At 77.3% G+C, this 12,671-nt stretch carries 13 protein-coding genes; 6 read left to right on the top strand and 7 right to left on the bottom strand.

The genetic code is table 11. The annotated features are described in order from the left end of the window. Positions 1-41: 41 nt before the first annotated feature. On the bottom strand, positions 42-773 hold the full coding sequence (locus tag HL189_RS15100) for a YqjF family protein (RefSeq protein WP_369134526.1): 732 nt from the start codon (positions 771-773) through the stop codon (positions 42-44). A 53-nt stretch (positions 774-826) separates the two neighbouring features. Between HL189_RS15100 and HL189_RS15095 the strand changes: the two genes are divergently transcribed. Then, positions 827-1,600, top strand: a complete 774-nt coding sequence (locus tag HL189_RS15095; RefSeq protein WP_369134525.1) for an enoyl-CoA hydratase-related protein — start codon at positions 827-829, stop codon at positions 1,598-1,600. A gap of 3 nt (positions 1,601-1,603) precedes the next feature. Here the strand turns inward: HL189_RS15095 and HL189_RS15090 are convergent, their stop codons facing one another. Further along, on the bottom strand, positions 1,604-2,464 hold the full coding sequence (locus HL189_RS15090; RefSeq protein ID WP_369134524.1) for a hypothetical protein: 861 nt from the start codon (positions 2,462-2,464) through the stop codon (positions 1,604-1,606). A gap of 60 nt (positions 2,465-2,524) precedes the next feature. On the opposite strand from HL189_RS15090, the gene nucS reads away from it, so the two are divergent. Both nucS and HL189_RS15080 read left to right on the top strand, forming a co-directional pair. Continuing rightward, complete coding sequence (gene nucS, locus HL189_RS15085; protein WP_369134523.1) at positions 2,525-3,196, top strand: endonuclease NucS; 672 nt, start codon at positions 2,525-2,527, stop codon at positions 3,194-3,196. A gap of 16 nt (positions 3,197-3,212) precedes the next feature. Then, positions 3,213-3,551: a hypothetical protein gene (locus tag HL189_RS15080; protein ID WP_369134522.1), complete on the top strand. Its 339-nt coding sequence runs from the start codon at positions 3,213-3,215 to the stop codon at positions 3,549-3,551. A gap of 19 nt (positions 3,552-3,570) precedes the next feature. On the opposite strand, the gene HL189_RS15075 is transcribed toward HL189_RS15080, so the two are convergent. The 5 genes from HL189_RS15075 to mce form a co-directional block, all read right to left on the bottom strand. After that, the gene (locus tag HL189_RS15075) at positions 3,571-4,176 is read right to left on the bottom strand and encodes a class F sortase (RefSeq protein WP_369134521.1); all 606 of its coding nucleotides are present in this window, start codon (positions 4,174-4,176) and stop codon (positions 3,571-3,573) included. A 35-nt stretch (positions 4,177-4,211) separates the two neighbouring features. Further along, positions 4,212-5,072: a DUF4397 domain-containing protein gene (locus HL189_RS15070; protein WP_369134520.1), complete on the bottom strand. Its 861-nt coding sequence runs from the start codon at positions 5,070-5,072 to the stop codon at positions 4,212-4,214. Between the two features lie 65 nt (positions 5,073-5,137). Continuing rightward, positions 5,138-6,922, bottom strand: a complete 1,785-nt coding sequence (locus HL189_RS15065; protein ID WP_369134519.1) for a hypothetical protein — start codon at positions 6,920-6,922, stop codon at positions 5,138-5,140. A 103-nt stretch (positions 6,923-7,025) separates the two neighbouring features. Then, on the bottom strand, positions 7,026-8,324 hold the full coding sequence (locus HL189_RS15060) for a hypothetical protein (RefSeq protein ID WP_369134518.1): 1,299 nt from the start codon (positions 8,322-8,324) through the stop codon (positions 7,026-7,028). A gap of 75 nt (positions 8,325-8,399) precedes the next feature. After that, positions 8,400-8,852: a methylmalonyl-CoA epimerase gene (gene mce / locus HL189_RS15055; RefSeq protein ID WP_369134517.1), complete on the bottom strand. Its 453-nt coding sequence runs from the start codon at positions 8,850-8,852 to the stop codon at positions 8,400-8,402. 113 nt (positions 8,853-8,965) lie between these two features. On the opposite strand from mce, the gene HL189_RS15050 reads away from it, so the two are divergent. Genes HL189_RS15050 through HL189_RS15040 form a run of 3 tightly spaced genes read left to right on the top strand, consistent with a single transcriptional unit; the run spans position 8,966 to position 12,671 of the window. Next, positions 8,966-10,171 (top strand): acetyl-CoA C-acetyltransferase, encoded by a 1,206-nt coding sequence (locus tag HL189_RS15050; RefSeq protein WP_369134516.1) that lies wholly within the window; start codon positions 8,966-8,968, stop codon positions 10,169-10,171. Further along, positions 10,168-11,208: a methylmalonyl Co-A mutase-associated GTPase MeaB gene (gene meaB / locus HL189_RS15045; RefSeq protein ID WP_369134515.1), complete on the top strand. Its 1,041-nt coding sequence runs from the start codon at positions 10,168-10,170 to the stop codon at positions 11,206-11,208. The genes HL189_RS15050 and meaB overlap by 4 nt, the downstream gene beginning before the upstream one ends. After that, positions 11,205-12,671, top strand: a complete 1,467-nt coding sequence (locus tag HL189_RS15040) for a phytoene desaturase family protein (RefSeq protein WP_369134514.1) — start codon at positions 11,205-11,207, stop codon at positions 12,669-12,671. Before meaB ends, HL189_RS15040 begins: the two co-directional genes overlap by 4 nt.

Genomic DNA, 12,671 nt, shown 5'->3' with positions numbered 1-12,671 from the left:
GCTCCTCGTGGGTCGTCGGGCGTGCAGGTGAGATCTTGCCGTCAGCGCACCCGGGGGCCGAACCGGACGTCGACGCCGGGGGAGAACAGCACGCTGTCCGGAGCACCGCCGACGGCGGGGAGGCCGGCGGCCGCGACCAGGTCGTCGTCGAGGGCCAGCAGGTCGGCTGCGTGCAGCGGCCAGGCCGGGTGCTCGTTGGGCCAGTAGGCGAGGCGTCCTCCGGCCCTCTGGTGCAGGCCCCAGCGGCTGGTGAGGAAGCGGGCGAGCGGACCGGGCTCGGGCAGCCGGTCGCCGACCCGGACGACGACGGTCCCTCCCGTGCCCCGGGGGCCGGGCCACCGCCGGTCGGACCGGTAGGTGAGCTGGTCCCCCTCCCGCTCGACCCGCATCCGGGACCACAGGTAGGGCAGGTGCGCGACCCACCGGGCCGCGAGCACCGGCAGCAGCCGCTCCGCCTCCAGCGACCGGAAGACGACGCCCCGCCGGCCCTGCTCGTCGACCGAGTACAGCCGCACGTTGGTCTCGGCGAACGAACCGACCCAGGGCATGCCCGGTGCCCCCAGCAGGCCGATCCGGCGCATCCGGAAGGGGATGAGCCCGACGTACGTCGCGCCGCCGATCTCATCGGGCCGGGTGCCGGCGGGCAGCAGCGGGGCCACCACGGCCGGGTCGACCGCCCAGTGCAGGAACGTCACGTCCCGCCAGCCCTGGGTGAAGACGGTGCGCCGCACCGGTCGTGGGGGCGTCGGGCTGACGGGCTCGGGGACGGTCACCCCTCGAGCCTGGACCCGTTGCCGCGGGGACGCCGCCGTGGTGGGCTCGGGGGATGCAGGAGGACGGCGCACCGCGGGTCGACCGCGACGGCGACACGATCTGCATCACGATGACCAGGGGCCCGCGGCGCAACGCGCTCGCCCGCGACCACCTCCGGCAGTTGCTCGCCGCGTTCACCGCGGCGGGCGGCACCGACGCGACGGGGATCGTGCTGGCGGGGGAGGGGCCCGTGTTCAGCGCCGGGCACGACTTCCGCGACGTCCGGGACCGGCCGGTGACCGAGGTGCGCAGCCTGCTGGCGCTGTGCACCGAGCTGATGGAGACCATCCAGTCGGTGCCGCAGGTGGTGCTCGCCCGGGTGCACGCACTGGCCACGGCGGCCGGGTGCCAGCTGGTCGCCTCCTGCGACCTCGCGGTCGCCGCCGAGTCGGCCGGCTTCGCCGCGCCCGGCGGCAAGGGCGGCTGGTTCTGCCACACGCCGATGGTGGCGATCGCCCGGAACGTGGGCCGCAAGCGGGCGATGGAGCTGGCGCTGACCGGGGACGTCATCGACGCCCGGACGGCGCTGGACTGGGGGCTGGTCAACCGGGTCGTGCCCGACGACGAGCTGGACGCCGCGGTCCGCGACCTGCTGGGCCGGGCCACCCGCGGCTCCCGGGCCAGCAAGGCATGGGGCAAGCAGACGATGTACGCCCAGCTCGACCGTCCGGAGCGGGACGCCTACGGGATCGCGGTCGAGGTCATGGCCGCGGCCAGCCAGCTGCCCGGCGCCCGGGAGGGGATGGCGTCGTTCCTGGAGAAGCGCCCGCCGGTCTGGACGGACTAGCGGTCAGCCGGTGCGGAGGTCGGCGCAGCCGGTCTCGTGCGGCAGCATCGGGCGGAACGTCAGCGACCAGCGGACGCCGTCCGGTGCGACCCACGGCGTGAGGGCGTTGGCCGCGCGCGCCGCCGTCCGCACGGCCGAGGCGTCCTCTCCGGCGGCGACCACGCAGCTCAGCCCGAGCGCCGGCTCGAACGGCTCGCCGGGCAGTGCCGGCCCGGGCCAGGGCACGTCCGGCTGGGCCAGCTCTTCCTCCTCGGGGGGTGTGTACGGCATGACCAGCGCCGCCAGGGTCGTGAACTCGTAGGGCTGGGTCGTCTCGTAGGACAGCCCGGTGAGCTCGTCGGCGAAGGCCCGCAGCTCGGCGCGGGCGGCGAGCTGCTCCTCGGTCAGGCCCGACTGCTGGTCCTCGGGCACGGTCAGCGCGTAGACCTCGCGCTGGATCGTCTCGAGGCCGGTGGAGACGGTGAACCGGGTGGAGGGCAGGTCCGCCACCGGCGGCGTGCCCAGGTCGGTGGTGTCGCCGACGCCGGCCTCCAGGGCCCGGTCGACGAGGTCCTGGACCGCGGACCCGCCGATCTCCCGTACCTGCAGGTTGGGCAGCGCGGGGGCGGGGTGGATGGCGATCACCGGGCCCTCGCTGATCACCCGCCCGTCGCCGTACACGCTGACCAGCGGCAGCCGCCCGGCCAGCATCTCCGGGGTCACGAAGCCGCCGGTCCAGGACAGCTGCAGCACCAGGTCGTCCGGCCCGTACGGGGAGGCGGAGGAGGGCCCGCCGTCCGCGCCGTCCGCCCCGGGCCGGGCGCAGCCCGCCAGCACGAGCAGCAGCGCCGTCGCGGCCGCCGTCCGTGCCCCCCGGGTCGTCACGGACCTACGACGATCGGCTGGCGGCACCGGTTCCAGGGCGTCCGGGTACCGTCGGGCCCCGTGCGCCTGGTGATCGCCCGCTGTTCCGTCGACTACATCGGGCGGCTCACCGCCCACCTGCCGCCGGCCACCCGGCTGCTGCTGGTCAAGGCCGACGGCTCGGTGTCCGTCCACGCCGACGACCGGGCCTACAAGCCGCTGAACTGGATGACCCCGCCGTGCAGCCTCAAGGACGAGCTCCTGGACGGCGCCGGCACCTGGACGGTCACCAACAAGGCCGGCGAGCAGCTGGTGATCACGATCGAGTCGGTGGAGCACGACTCGCGGCACGAGCTGGGCGTCGACCCGGGCCTGCAGAAGGACGGCGTCGAGGCCGAGCTCCAGCGGCTGCTCGCGCTGCACGTGGAGACCTTCGGCGCCGGCTGGTCGCTGGTCCGCCGGGAGTACCCCACCGCGATCGGGCCGGTCGACCTGCTCTGCCGGGACGCCGACGGCACCACGGTGGCGGTCGAGGTCAAGCGCCGGGGTGAGATCGACGGCGTCGAGCAGCTCACCCGGTACCTGGAGCTGCTCAACCGCGACCCGCTGCTGGCACCGGTGAAGGGCGTGTTCGCCGCCCAGGAGATCAAGCCGCAGGCCCGGGTGCTCGCCGGTGACCGGGGCATCGACTGCCTGGTCGTCGACTACGCCGTCCTCAAGGGCACCGACGACCCCTCCGCCCGGCTGTTCTGAGCCGGGACCGACAGTCGTGCCCCGGCGAGGCGGCTCCCGCGGCGACCGGCCGGGGGCCATCCCGGCCGGCCGGCGCGGGCGGACGTCCGGACGGCGCCCGTTCCCGGTGGCCCAACCGGTCGAGGAGTCCGCGGACGGCGACTGGGTGGTGCGCCCGGTGACCGGCGCGGCCCACGACAAGACCTACCGCTGCCCGGGCTGCGACCAGGAGATCCGGCCGGGCACCCCGCACCTGGTCACCTGGCCCGCCTACGCCCGCGACTCGGACCTCGACCCGTGGGACACCGAGTCGGCGACCGGCCAGCGCCGCCACTGGCACCGGGCCTGCTGGCAGGCCCGGGGGCGCCGACGGTGACGCCGCCGACCCCGGCGGCTCAGCCGGCCACGCGGGCGAAGACCACGACGTTGTCCTCGTAGCTGCGCCGGTCGCGGTCGAACTCGCCCCCGCAGGTGATCAGCCGCAGCTCCGGCCCGGTCGTGGGGCCGTAGACCTCCGCGGTGCCGAACGCGCGCTTCGGATAGCTGGTCACCCGGGTCACGGTGAACCGCACCGTCGTCCCGTCAGCGCGCGCCACCGTGACCAGGTCACCGGGGACCAGCTCCTCCAGCCGGAAGAACACCGCCGGGCCGGTGCGGTCGTCGACGTGGCCGGCGACCACCGCCGGGCCGGTGGCGCCCGGCGCCGGCCCGGCCGTGAACCAGCCGGCCAGCGCGGGATCGGCCGGGGGGACCAGGGCGCCGGCGTCGTCCACCCCGATCCCCGGCAGCGCGGTGTCCACGCCGATCGCCGGGACGGTGAGCCGCACCGGCGCCGCCACCGCGGCCACCGCCCCGGACGCCGCCGCGACGACCGTCGGCGCGGGGGGCGCCGCGGTCGACGCGGCCGGCGCGGCGCTGCCGGGGGACAGCCACGCGACCGCGCCGCCCGTCGCGGCGAGCAGGGCGAACGCCCAGCGCACCCGGGGGCGCACCCGGCGCACCGGTCGGCGGTGCCGCCCCACCGGCGGGCGGCCGGTCAGCGCGCCGCGTACCGCGTGCCGGCCCGGGGAGCGAACCGGGCGCGGAGCGGGACGACCAGGGCGGCGAGGGCGAGGACGGACAGCGCCAGCAGCCCGGGGGGCGGGCCGCTCGCGGCGGCGCCACCGGCGCCGGCCTCGACCCCGCCGACCGGCACCATGCCCGGGCTGGCGGCGTCCAGCAAGGTGGTGACCTCCAGCCCGCCGCCCTCGCGGTCGAGCACCAGGACGGTGTGGACCGACCCGGCGGCGAGGTCGACCGGGAGGCCGGTGGGGGTCCCGGACGCCGGGGTGACGCTGAGCCTGCCCGGTCCGCCCGGCACGTCGACGTACCCGGTGTGGCCGGCGGGCGCCAGGCCGGTCGCCAGCGCGGGCCCGCCGTCGAGGGCGAGGTCCAGCGGCGAGCCGGCCGACGTCGCGTTGACCACCCGGACCCGGGACTGGCCGGCCGGCGGCAGGGTCAGGTCGTCGGGGAGCACCGCGAACTGCAGCTCCGCGAAGGAGCCCACACCGGCGATGGTGGTGGCGGCGCCCGCCGCGACGGTCACGGTGGTGGCCAGCGCCGGCGGGGTCGCCGGATCGGCGCCGGGCGCGCGGACGCTCACCGTGTAGGTGCCCGGCGGGAGCAGCTGGTAGGGCGAGACGTCGCCGTAGCCGACGGCGGGCAGGACCACCCCCACCCCCGGGTCGGACACCGAGTCGATCGCGGCGTCAACGGCCGGGGTGTCGGGGGAGAGGTGCATCATCCGCAGCAGCCCGGTCTCCGCGGTCTCCTCCGCGGCGGCCGCGGGCGAGTGCGCCGGCACGCACAGCGCTGCGGACACCAGGGCGAGCAACGACGCTCGGAACAGCCGCGACATGTGCTCTCCTCCGCGGCGGGGTGCCCTCCCGTGGACCGGTCGGTGACCGTGTGCACCCGCCGAGGTCATCCTCCCCCGGCCGGGGAGACGAGGCCATCGGGGTCCGCGACCAGGCGGTAGGCGACCAGGACGCCGCCGTCGACGCGCTCCACCCGGTCCGGGGCGAACGGCTCGCGCTGTGCGTCCAGCCAGGACTGCAGCCGCGCCGTCGCCGCGCCGTCGGCGGGCACCGGGCTGCCGCCGACGGAGGCGATGACCGCCTGCCGGACCAGCGTGCCGGGCACCTCGCCGGGGACCGGGGGAAGGCCGGCCAGCCCGAGGCCGAAGCGGGAGGAGATGCCGGCGAGCAGGGTGAGCAGCCGCGGGTCGACGTCCCCGGCGGCCAGCACGTCGGCGGCCTCCTCGGGGACCGACGCCACCCCGGCCCGCAACGCGGCGGCCAGGTCCTGCCGCGCCTGCCGCTGGGCGGTGCTCACCCGGTCCGGCTGGGGGGCGGTCACGCTCAGCCCCGGGTCGCCGTCCCCGGGGAACCGGGCGACGACGGAGCCGTCCCCGGGGCCCCGGACCACGCCCAGCACGGTCCCCGCCCCCTCGCCCGGCACCGGCCGGGCCCCGGTGGTCAGCCGGGTGGGATCGCCGCCGGCGTGCAGGAGCTCGGCGGCCAGCTGCCGGTCCGTGCGCAGCGTCGTCCCAGCCGGCAGCTGGTCGCGGGCCCAGCCGACCAGCCCGGCGTCGGCACGCGCGCCCAGGTCGCCGCCGGGCGCGGTCACGAGCCCGGCGACGGCCGGCACCACGAGCAGGAGCAGGGCGGCCGTGCCGGTGGCGGGCGCGACCCGCCCGCGGGGTCCGGCCCGTGCCGCCAGCCGCTCGGCGGCCGCGGCCGCCAGCGCGGCGATCAGCAGCGCCGCGACGGGGAGCCCGAGCACGGCACCGGCCAGCCGGCCGGTCGGCGGCGCCACGGAGAGCAGGGTCAGCACGGCGAGGGCGACGGCGACCGGCCGGAACCCCGGCAGCAGCCAGCCGGCCAGGGCGGCGGTCCCGAGGAACGTGACGGACAGCAGCACGGGGGCCGCGCCCGACCAGTCCGGTCCGGGCGGCTCCGGCGCCCAGGCCGGCAGGAGGAGACGGACCCCGGCGAGCAGCGGGACGGCGACGAGCAGCACCGTCCGCGCCCACCCGGCCCGGCGGCCGCGGTCGTCACCGACCAGCGCCGCCGCGGCGGCCGCGCCGATCAGCAGCAGGCTGTCCGGCGCGAGCAGCACGGCCAGGACGGCGGCGAGGACCGCGCCCCCGGTGGCCGCCCGCTGCATGCGGGCGCGGGCGAGGAGCAGGGCGGCGGCCAGCAGCCACGGGACGGCGAGCGCCGCCGGCGTGCCGCTCGTGGAGAGCCCGGTCGCCACCGAGACCCCGCCGAGCACGAGCACGCCGACCGCGGCCGCCCCGTCGGGCACGCCGAGCCGGCGGGCGGTGCGCCACAGCAGCACCGCGCTGACCACCAGGACGACCCACAGCAGCTCACGCTGGGCACCGGCGAGCGTCTCGTGCCGCACGAACGCCCGGGTCAGCGAGGCGGCGACCGCGGTGTGCACGCCGCCGAGCCCCTCCGGGGACAGGGCGCCGGGCGCGGGATCGCCGCGCAGCAGGGCGTACGCCGGGGCGGTGAGCGCACCGTCGCCGGGCCGGCGGGACCCGCCGAGCCCCCGGGCGCCGGCCAGCGCGACGAGCACCAGCGCCACGAGGGGGGCCAGCAGGGTGGCGACCGGGAGCCGGGCGGTCGCCCGGTGCCGCGGCGCGCGGGCGGGACCCGCCGCCGCTGGCCGGGGGGAGGTCACCGGGGTCGGGTCCGACACGGACGGTGCTCCTCCCGGCAGTCCGGCCGGCGACGGCTACCGGACGGCCACCGCGGCGGCGGCGGTTCGACCCTGGTGGGCGCGCGGGTCGAGGGGCCGGCGCTCAGCCCCGTTCGGGGCCGGCCTGCTCGACCGCGGTGGCGGGGCCGCGGGAGGGGACCGGCGGGGTCTGCCGGCTGGTCGGCTGCACGCTGATCGCCCGGTTCTCGGTGGAGGTGGCCGGCCCCTCGACCGGTGCCGGGCGACCGGCGGGCTGCGGCGCCGACCCGTTCGCCTGCTGCGGCACGGCGGCCTGCGGGGCGGCGGCCTGGGGGGCGGTCGCCGGCCGGGCCTGCGGAGCGGCCGGCTGGGTCGGCGCGGCCCCCGCCGCGGTCGCCCCCACCGGAGCGGGCTGGGCGGGACCGGGCTGGGCGGGACCGGGCTGGGCGGGACCGGGCTGGGGGCGGACGGCCTGCGGCTGGGCGGCCGACTGGGCGGGCACCGCCTGGGTCTGCGTGGCGGGGTGCTCGGCGGGCTGGGCGGGGCCCTGCGCCCGCGCCGGAGCCGGGGCCGGAGCCGGGGCCGCGCCGTCCGGGCCGGCGTCGGACAGGTCCGGCAGCCGCCCGAGGAGGGTGCGGACGTCGCCCAGCCGGCGGGCGAGGTCGTCGCGGACCGCGCGGACCGCGGCCGCCGACGCCTCGGCCTCGGCGACCATCCGGCGGGCGTGCTCGTCGGCCGCGGCCACGCGCTGCTGGGCCGCGGCGACCGACGCGCGCTCGCGCTCCTCCTCCACCCGGGCGGTCTCCGTGCGGCGGACCCGCTGGGCGATCTCGAAGTCCTCCTCCGCCTTGGTCCGCCGGGCCGCGGAGTCCGCGTCGAGCCGGGTGACCCGCTCCTGGGCCTTCGTCACCAGCTCGTCGGCCCGCGCCTGCGCCTTGGCCGCGACCTGCTCGGCGTGCTGACGGGCCTCGCCCACCAGCCGCTCGGCCTCGGCCCGGCTGGCGGCGGCCCGCTCGCCGAGCGCCCGCTCCTCGCCGGCGAGCCGCTCCCGCACCGCCTCGGCCTCGGCGGCCACGGCCGCCTGCAGCTGGGCGGCCTGCTCCTCGGCGGCCCGGCGGATCTCCGCGGCCTCCTCCTCGGCGAGGCGCAGCATGTTGGAGATCCGCTCGCCCATGTTCTCGAAGGTCGGGGCGCTGGCGCTGGCCGCCCGGCGGCGCAGCTGCTCCACCTCCCCGTGCAGGGCCTGCAGCTGCCGGGCGAGGTCGGCGGACCGGGCGACGGCGGCGTCCCGGTCGGCCAGGGCGACCCGCAGGTCGGCGTCCAGCCCGGCCAGCGTCTCGTGCACCTGCTCCCGGTCGTACCCCTTCCGCACCACGTCGAAGGAGCCGCCGTCGCGGAACAGGTCGTCACGGGGGTCACTCATGTACCTCATCCTCCCAGAGAGCACGGAGCCGGGGCATCCGGTCCCGGCGTCCCCCCGCGGACCCCCGGAGGCGGGTCAGTGGTCGGGAGCCGGCTCGACGATCTCCACCAGCACGCCGCCGACGTCCTTGGGGTGCACGAAGTTGACCCGGCTGCCGCCGGTGCCGCGGCGCGGGACGTCGTAGAGCAGCCGGAGCCCGCGGTCGCGCAGGGTCTGGCTGACCGCCTCCACGTCGGTCACCCGGAAGGCGAGCTGCTGGAGCCCCGGGCCGGAGCGGCCGATGAACTTGGCGATGGTCGACTCCGGGGTGAGCGGGGCGAGCAGCTGCACGCGGGTCTCGCCGTCCCCCACGGCCAGCATCGCCTCGTGCACGCCCTGCTCCTCGTTCAGCTCCTCGTGCACCGAGGTGATCCCGAAGGCCAGCTCGTAGAAGGCGATCGCCTCACGCAGGTCGGGCACGGCGATGCCCACGTGGTCGATGGTGGTGAAGAGGTCGGCGGGCAGGGCTCCGCGGGCGTCGTCGGTCACCCCTCCGATCCTGCCCGTCCTATCCTGGACGTGCCCGTGCCGCCACCCGGTGTCCACGCGGCGTCGTGCCGAACGGCCGCCGACCTCGGCGACCGGAACAAGTGGAGAACCAGATGAGCCAGCCCACCCAGCCCCGATCCGTGATCGTCGGAGGCGCCCGCACGCCGATGGGCCGCCTGCTCGGCTCGCTCAAGGACTTCTCCGCCGCCGACCTCGGCGGCGTGGCGATCAAGGCCGCCCTCGAGCGGGCCGGCGTCTCCGGCGACCAGGTCGACTACGTGATCATGGGTCAGGTCATCCAGGCCGGTGCGGGCCAGAACCCGGCCCGCCCCGCCGCGGTCGCCGGCGGCATCCCCATGTCGGTGCCGTCCTTCACGCTGAACAAGGTCTGCCTGTCCGGCATCGACGCCATCGCGCTCGCCGACCAGCTCATCCGCGCCGGGGAGTTCGACGTCGTCGTCGCCGGCGGCATGGAGTCGATGACCCAGGCGCCCCACCTGCTGGCCACCTCGCGCACCGGGACCAAGTACGGCGACGCGACCCTGATCGACTCCATGGCGCACGACGCGCTGTCGGACAGCTTCGACCAGATCGCCATGGGCGAGCTCACCGAGCGGTCCAACGGGCAGTACGGGCTGACCCGTGAGGAGCAGGACGCGTACGCCGCGGAGAGCCACCAGAAGGCGGCCCGCGCGGCCAAGGACGGGGTCTTCGACGAGGAGATCACCCCGGTCCTCATCCCGCAGCGCAAGGGCGACCCGATCGAGTTCCGCGAGGACGAGGGCATCCGCCCCGACACCACGGTCGAGACCCTGGCCCGGCTCAAGCCGGCGTTCGCGGCGGACGGCACGATCACCGCCGGCACCGCCTCCCAGATCTCCGACGGCGCCTGCGCGGTCGTGGTCATGTCCGCGGCGAAGGCCGCTGAGCTCGGCTGCACGGTGCTCGCCGAGATCGGCGCGCACGGGGTCGTCGCCGGACCCGACGCGACGCTGCAGACCCAGCCGTCGCGGGCGATCGCGAAGGCCTGCGCCCGCGAGGGCATCGACCCCGCCGACCTGGACCTCGTCGAGCTCAACGAGGCCTTCGCCGCGGTCGCCATCGTCTCCACCCGCGAGCTCGGCATCGACCCGGAGAAGGTGAACCCCAACGGTGGCGCGATCGCGCTGGGCCACCCGGTCGGCATGAGCGGCGCCCGCATCGTGCTCGACCTCGTCCTGGAGCTGCGCCGCCGCGGCGGCGGGGTCGGGGCGGCGGCGCTCTGCGGTGGCGGGGGCCAGGGCGACGCCCTGGTCCTGCACGTGCCCGCCGGGGTGTGACGGGCGGGGCCGAGCAGCCCACGTCCCCGGCCACCGGACGGCGGGGACGGCGGGCGGCCGACCTGCCCACGCTGGTCGAGCGCGCCCGCGCGGGCGACGCGCGCTCGGTGGCCCGGCTGATCTCGCTGGTCGAGGACGCCAGCCCGTTGCTGCGCGACGTGGCCGCCGCGCTCGCGCCGTACACCGGCTCGGCCCGGGTCATCGGCCTCACCGGGCCGCCGGGGGTCGGGAAGTCGACGACGACGACCGCCCTCGTCCGCGCCGTCCGGGCCCGCGGGCAGCGGGTCGGAGTGCTCGCCGTCGACCCGTCGTCCCCCTTCTCCGGCGGTGCGCTGCTCGGCGACCGGGTGCGGATGCAGGACCACGCCGGCGACCCGGGCGTCTTCATCCGCTCGATGGCCTCCCGCGGGCACCTCGGCGGGCTCGCCTGGGCGACCCCGCAGGCGCTGCGGGTCCTCGACGCCGCCGGCTGCGACGTGGTGCTGGTCGAGACGGTGGGGGTCGGGCAGTCCGAGCTGGAGGTGGCCTCGCTCGCCGACACCACGCTGGTGCTGCTCGCGCCGGGGATGGGCGACGGGATCCAGGCGGCGAAGGCCGGGATCCTCGAGGTCGCCGACGTCTTCGTGGTGAACAAGGCCGACCGGGACGGCGCGGACCAGACCGTGCGCGACCTGCGGTCGATGCTCTCCCTCGGCGGGCGGCACACCCGGCCCGGCGCCTGGCGCCCGCCCGTCGTCAGGACCGTCGCCTCGCGCGACGTCGACAGCGGGGTGGACGAGGTGCTCACCCGGATCGACGAGCACGCCGACTGGCTGGCGTCCTCCGGCGAGGGGGACCGGCGCCGGCTGGAGCGGGCCGCCCGGGAGGTGGAGGCGATCGCGGTCGCCGGCCTGCGCGAGCGGATGGGCGAGCTGGGCGGGTCCGCGGCGCTGGAGGCGCTGGCGGGCCGGGTGGTCGCCGGGGAGACCGACCCGTACCGCGCGGCGGACGAGCTGGTCGCGCAGCTCCAGTCCCCGACGGGCAGGATGGCGGGGTGAACGGGACCCCGGACGCCGTCGTCGTCGGAGCCGGCCCGAACGGGCTGGCCGCAGCGCTGCGGCTGGCCGCCGCCGGCCTGAGGGTGCGCGTGGTCGAGCGCGGCGAGCAGGCCGGGGGTGGGCTGCGCACCGAGGAGGTGACGCTGCCCGGCTACCGGCACGACATCTGCTCCACGGTGCACCCGATGGCTGCCACCGCGCCGTTCTTCCGGGAGTTCGACCTGTCCTCCCGGGGCGTCCGGTTGCTGCAGCCGGAGATCAACTTCGCCCACCCGCTGGACGGCGGCCGCGCCGCGCTCTCCTTCTCCGACCTGGACCGGACCGCCGACGGCCTGGGGCGGGACGCGGACAGCTACCGCCGGCTGTTCGGTCCGCTGCTGCGCTCCGCGGACGAGATCGTCGACTTCTTCCTGACCTCCGCGTTCCGCCGCGTGCCCCTGCGCGGTGCGCCGGCCATCACCCGCTTCGGCCTGCAGGGGCTCCCTAACATCAGGTTCCTGGCCGAGCGGTACTTCACCGATGACGCGGCCAAGGCCCTGGTCACCGGGGCGGCGGCGCACGGGATGCTCGACCTGACCCGCCCGCTCACCGCGGCGCTGGGCATGTTCCTCGGCATGCTGTCCCACCACCAGGGCTGGCCGCTGGTCGAGGGCGGCTCCCAGGCGGTGGCCGACGCGATGGTGACGGCGCTGGAGCAGCAGGGCGGCGAGCTCGTCACCGGCCACGAGGTGACCGACCTGCGCGAGTTCGACGGCGTCCCCGCGGTGCTGCTCAACACCTCGCCGGGTGCCTTCGTGGCCATGGCCGGCAACCGGCTGCCCGACGGCTACCGGCGCTGGGTGCGGCGGTACAAGCACGGCCCCGGCGTCTTCAAGATCGACTGGGCGCTGTCCGAGCCGGTGCCGTGGGCCAACCCCGACGTCCGGCGGGCCGGCACGGTGCACCTGGCCGGGACGATGGAGGAGACCATCGCGGGGGAGTCGGCCCCGGCGCACGGGCGGATCTCCGAGGCGCCGTACGTGCTCGCCGTCCAGCCGACGGTGGTGGACCCGTCGCGCGCCCCCGCCGGCGGCCACGTGTTCTGGGCGTACGTGCACGTGCCGCACGGATCGACCGTGGACATGACCGAGGCGATCGAGGACCAGGTCGAGCGCTTCGCCCCCGGCTTCCGGGACACCGTGCTGGCCCGGTACACCATGCACGCCGGGGAGATGCAGCACTGGAACCCCAACGACGTCGGCGGGGACATCTCCAACGGCGAGGCGTCGCTGAGGCAGATGCTGGCCCGCCCGGTGCCGCGGTGGAACACCTACTCGACGCCGATCCGCGGCACCTACCTGGCCGGGGCCGCGACCCCGCCGGGGCCGGCGGTGCACGGCGCCTGCGGGGACAACGCCGCGCAGGTCGCGCTGCGGGAGGTGTTCGGCATCCGCCGGGCTCCGCGCCTCACGCCCGCGCCCTGA

The sequence above is a fragment of the Modestobacter sp. I12A-02662 genome, from assembly GCF_041028325.1.
Taxonomy (GTDB): Bacteria; Actinomycetota; Actinomycetes; order Mycobacteriales; family Geodermatophilaceae; genus Modestobacter.
Note: the sequence above shows the minus strand (reverse complement) of the source record. Positions and strands in the feature narration are given on the sequence as shown.

What these genes read in the sequence shown, in the direction of transcription:
- HL189_RS15095 (WP_369134525.1), top strand. Translation starts at nt 827, where the DNA reads ATGCAGGAGGACGGCGCACCGCGGGTCGACCGCGACGGCGACACGATC.
- HL189_RS15070 (WP_369134520.1), bottom strand. Translation starts at nt 5,072, where the DNA reads ATGTCGCGGCTGTTCCGAGCGTCGTTGCTCGCCCTGGTGTCCGCAGCG.
- HL189_RS15060 (WP_369134518.1), bottom strand. Translation starts at nt 8,324, where the DNA reads ATGAGTGACCCCCGTGACGACCTGTTCCGCGACGGCGGCTCCTTCGAC.
- HL189_RS15050 (WP_369134516.1), top strand. Translation starts at nt 8,966, where the DNA reads ATGAGCCAGCCCACCCAGCCCCGATCCGTGATCGTCGGAGGCGCCCGC.